The sequence below is a fragment of the Roseateles sp. genome (genome assembly GCF_049240545.1).
Classification (GTDB): Bacteria; Pseudomonadota; Gammaproteobacteria; order Burkholderiales; family Burkholderiaceae_C; genus Paucibacter_A.
On sequence record NZ_JBMLSK010000060.1, the window covers coordinates 1 to 1,003 of the forward strand.

1 protein-coding gene is annotated in these 1,003 nt (G+C 65.7%); it reads right to left on the minus strand.

From position 1 onward, the window contains the following. On the minus strand, positions 1–956 hold a 956-nt coding region (locus ACOVRJ_RS03725; RefSeq protein ID WP_422042556.1), incomplete at its 3' end, for an IS30 family transposase. Between the last annotated feature and the right edge of the window lie 47 nt (positions 957–1,003).

Consider the following 1,003-nt stretch of genomic DNA (forward strand, 5'->3'; position numbering starts at 1 on the left):
CAACTCCGAATCGCAACACGCTTCTTGAGGGCTTCGGCGAAGACCTCGTAAGGGGTACGCCAGCCTAGCGTCTTCCGCGGGCGGCTGTTGATCCTGCGCTCGATCTCTTGCAGCCGCTCGTCACTGACTGTCGCGAAGTCGGTGCCCTTGGGCAGGTAGTAGCGAACCAGTCCGTTGCCGTTCTCGTTCGAGCCTCGCTGCCACGACGCGTAGGGTTCGGCGAAGTAGAAGTCGGCCTTGCACGCGATCGCGATGATCTCGTGCTCGGCGAACTCCTTGCCGTTGTCCGCAGTGAGGGTGTGCACCAGGTGCTTGATGGGTGCCAGCGTGCCGATGATGGCGCGGCTCACAGCCTCTGCGGTCCGCTGCGACACGCGCCGAATCAGGTGCAGTCGCGAGTGCCGCTCAGTCAGGGTCACCAGCACCTGGCCGCCGTTGGCCTTGACCATGGTGTCCAGCTCCCAGTCGCCGATGCGGCTGCGCTCCTCCACCACCGGCGGACGCTCGCTGATGTCGCGCCGGTGTTTGATCTGGCCGCGACGATCCGGACGACAGCGGCGCCTCCTGCGTGGCTTGCTCTGCCGCAGCAGCGTATGCAGCGAGCCGCCACGCCGATGATCCGCGGCAATGTGCTGGTAGATCCGCTCATGGCTTGCCAGCCCCGTCGCGCCGGCAATCTGCTCGGGACTGTGGTCCTCGCGCAGCAGCGCCTCGATGCGTGGCCAGTGCGACGGATCGATCCGGGGGCGCTTGCCCGCCTGATGGCGTCGCTGTCGCGCTCGCCTATGGGCTGGATCAGGGGCGTACCCCGAAGGGCACCGGTTGCGCTTGAGCTCGCGACAGATCGTGCTGGCGGATCGATGCATCTGCTTGCCGATCGCACGCAGACTCAAGCCTGCTTCGCGCAGCGCGTGCGCCTGATATCGTTCCGCTTGGGTCAGGTGACCTCTGGACATGGGCAACTCCACTTGCAGGTAGAGGAACTCAGGCTACGTCACCTGGC